General features: G+C 71.9%; 3 protein-coding genes and 1 rRNA gene. 3 read left to right on the top strand and 1 reads right to left on the bottom strand.

Going from position 1 to position 3,400, the window contains the following annotated elements:
• Both rrf and ACFFNX_RS45545 read left to right on the top strand, forming a co-directional pair.
• Nucleotides 1–70, top strand: a 5S ribosomal RNA gene (rrf, locus tag ACFFNX_RS52465); the annotation flags it as partial.
• Between the two features lie 845 nt (nt 71–915).
• Entirely contained in the window at nt 916–1,587 is a 672-nt protein-coding gene (locus tag ACFFNX_RS45545) for a tetratricopeptide repeat protein (RefSeq protein WP_378212547.1), read from the top strand.
• Between the two features lie 36 nt (nt 1,588–1,623).
• On the opposite strand, the gene ACFFNX_RS45540 is transcribed toward ACFFNX_RS45545, so the two are convergent.
• Entirely contained in the window at nt 1,624–2,562 is a 939-nt protein-coding gene (locus ACFFNX_RS45540; protein WP_378212546.1) for an MBL fold metallo-hydrolase, read from the bottom strand.
• 117 nt (nt 2,563–2,679) lie between these two features.
• Between ACFFNX_RS45540 and ACFFNX_RS45535 the strand changes: the two genes are divergently transcribed.
• Nucleotides 2,680–3,027, top strand: a complete 348-nt coding sequence (locus ACFFNX_RS45535; protein ID WP_378212544.1) for a single-stranded DNA-binding protein — start codon at nt 2,680–2,682, stop codon at nt 3,025–3,027.
• Nucleotides 3,028–3,400: the final 373 nt, after the last annotated feature.

The raw sequence follows: 3,400 nt of genomic DNA, 5'->3' as shown, positions 1-3,400 counted from the left end.
GGAAGTTAAGCCCTCCAGCGCCGATGGTACTGCACCGGGGACGGTGTGGGAGAGTAGGACACCGCCGGACATCAACCAAAACGAAAAGGGCCGCCTGATCAGGCGGCCCTTTTTGCGTTGTCACGGCACAATGGAGACCCATGGGCTCCAGCTGAACGGTCTGGTGTAATGAGCGCGGAAAACGACAGGCGGGACGGCGACGAGGACGATCGGCGCCCGCGTCAGAACAAGGCCCGCCGGCCCGGCGGTGCGGGTGGAGCCCGCGGCCGTCAGAACGGCGGACGCGACTCGGCCGGGGGACGTCAGTCCCGAGGACCGAGACGCGACGGCTCCGCAGGCCGTTCCGAATCCGGTCGAGCGGGCGGAAACGCGAAGGGCCGCGATTTCTCCAAGCCCCGCGACAAGGGGCGCGACGACGGCCGTACCGCGCCACGTCGGCCCCGGCCGTTCCACAACGACTCCGAGACCTCCTACCGTGATCGCCCCCAGCGGCGCGACGGCGCTGGCTCGTACGGGAAACGCGACGACTCCCGCCGTACGCCACGGCCCGGCGGCCGCGGCTCGGAGGGCAAGGACCAGGAGCGTCGCCGTAACCCTGCGACGGGCCGGCGCGACGACAGGGAACGGCGCGAGGGCGGCTTCCGGCCCCGGGAGAAGACGAACGGCGCGGGAGCCGGCGGCAGGGCGCCTCAGCGCGACGGCGCTTCCACCGAGCGGCGGGGACAGGCACCCAGGCGTCGTGAGGAGAACCGCTCAGGCGGTCCGCGTCGCGAGGGCGGCCGTCCCGGCGACCGCGGACAGCGGCGTCCGGCCGACCGCCGCGGCACCGCAGAGGGAGGCCGGAAGCCCTTCGAGCGCCGTCCGGAGGACGAGACCCGGCCCAAGAGGGATCCGGGCCCGCCCGTACCCGACGACGTGACGGGTGACGAGCTGGATCGGGCGGCAAAGTCCGAGCTGCGGACGCTTCCGAAGGATCTGGCGCAGTCCGTCGCCCGGCACCTCGTGATGGCCGGCCGCCTGCTCGGCGAGGACGCCGAGCAGGCCTACCAGCACACTCTGGCGGCCCGGCGGAGGGCCGCCCGCGTCGGTGTCGTACGGGAGGCGTGCGGGCTCGCCGCGTACCACGCGGGTCTGTGGTCGGTCGCGCTCTCCGAGCTGCGCGCCGCGCGGCGCCTGACCGGGCAGGAGGCGTACCTGTCCGTGATGGCCGACGCCGAGCGTGGCCTCGGCCGGCCCGAGCGCGCGCTCGACCTCGCGAGGTCGGAAGAGGCGAAGCGGCTGCCACCGGCCGAGGCGATCGAGATGCGGATCGTCGAGTCCGGCGCCCGGCGCGACCTGGGCCAGCACGACGCCGCGGTGCTGGCGCTGCAGATCCCCGAGCTCAAGGATGAGCGCCTCCGCCCCTGGTCCGCACGTCTCTTCTACGCGTACGCGGACGCCCTGGCCGATGCGGGGCGCGAGAGCGAGGCCGCCGACTGGTTCGCGCGGGCGGCCGCCGCCGACCGCGACGGCGAGACGGACGCGGCGGAGCGATACGCGGAGATCGAGGGCCTGGAGATCATCGACGACGAGGCGGATGACGCCTGACGCGTCCCCCGTACGCTCGCGGACTCCGCCCGGTGCTCAGCCCCGGGCGGAGTCCTTCTCCAGGGTGTGCATGATCCCGGCGACGTTGTTCCGCGTCGCGGAGATGACCTCGACCTTCTCGGCCACGGCGGGGTCGGCGTCCGGCGCGAGGGCCTTGTAGCGCTCGTCGGTGCGCTCCCGGACCATGGCGACCGCGTGATCGAGGTCGAGACGCTGGTCGTACGCCTCGGTCACCATCTCGACCCAGAGTCGTAGTTCTTCGGCCGACCGCTGGAGCGTCTCGTCCGCGAGCTCCACCGGCCCGTAGTGGCTGAACAGCAGACGTGTCGGTTGGAGCGCGCGGAACCGGTCGAGCGAGGCCAGAGCGCTGTCGAGGTCGAAGTCCGGCGGCGGCGTGGCCGGGCGCAGGTCCGCGGTCTCCGGGATGTAGACGCCCGCCGCGTCACCGACGTACAGGTCGCCGGTGAGGGAGTCGAGCAGCCCCACGTGGTGCCGGGCGTGCCCGGGGGAGTAGTGACTCTCCAGGCGGCGGCCGCCGCCGAGGTCGACGGCCCCGGTCTCCTCGACCGCGCGGATCCGTACGGCGTCGGTGGGCTTCAGGTCGCCGAACAGGGAGTCGAGGGCCGATCCCCAGACCTTGCGCGCGCTGGCCATCAGCCGGCTCGGATCGGCCAGATGCCGGGCGCCCTTCTCGTGGACGACGATCTCCGCGTCGGGGAACATCTGGGCGACGTCCCCGACCCCGCCCGCGTGGTCGAGATGGATGTGGGTGACGACGACGGTCGCCAGATCACCGGGCCCGATCCCCGCCGCCGACAACGCGTCGCGTACGACCTCGGCGGAGTTCCCGGCCCCGGTCTCGACGAGACAAGGCCGCTCCGAACGAATGAGATAACCGGCTGTTATGCCCGAATATCCGGCCATTCGCGTGTCGATTTCGAAGACGTCATTGCCCAGGTCGGTGAGGTTCTCCATAGCCGTCTCCGATGGTTGTCCACAGGTGTGCGGGAGGCCTTATGCGGTCGTTGGCGAACCTCCATCGTAGATACAGGGCCGAGCAGGGGAGACGGCGGCCGATCACGAGAGGAGCCGATGGTGGAGCACGTCAACGAGATCGTCCTGGTGGGAAGGCTCTCTGGAGCACCGGAGTGGCGGACGTTATCGGGCGATGACCAAGTGGCCGTCTGGCGCCTCATCGTCCAGCACCCGGACGCGAGGTCGCCCCAGGACGCCATCGACACCATCCGCTGCGTGACCTACGACCCGAAGATCCAGACCGCCGTCCGCACGTGGGCCCACGGAGACGTCATCGAGGTACGGGGAGCGTTACGACACCGCTTCTGGAGAAGCCCGACGGGCCCTCGTGGCCTGTACGAGGTGGAGGCGGCCAGCGCCGTCCTCCGCCTCCACCCGGCCCGGAAGGAGAGTGCCGTGTCTTAGGAGAGCGCGGCGTCGTGCCGTGAGCGCCGCCACGCGGTGGGGGAGGGAGCGACGGGCCGCTGTGCTGGGCGGCCTCCGGGCGAGACGCCCGGAGGTCCGCGCATGGGCTGCGTGACGGACATGAGTTCGTCGGCACGAGGCTGGCGGCACGGTGTCCGTCACACAGGGCGCACCTCAGCCGATCCAAGGGATGGGCGGACCGAACAGCCGTGGCGGTCCGGACGCCCTGCCTGGCCGCCAGCGGCTACGGAGTGGGTCTCGGCGGACCCCTGCCCGGAGGCCGGATGCTACGGAGTAGCGACTGGCCGACCTGGGCGACTGGCCGACCTGGGCGACTGGCCGACCTGGGCGACTGGCCGACCTGGGCGACTGG

It is taken from the genome of Actinoallomurus acaciae (assembly GCF_042429965.1).
GTDB lineage: Bacteria > Actinomycetota > Actinomycetes > Streptosporangiales > Streptosporangiaceae > Actinoallomurus > Actinoallomurus acaciae.
This window is presented reverse-complemented; position numbering and strand designations above follow the sequence as displayed.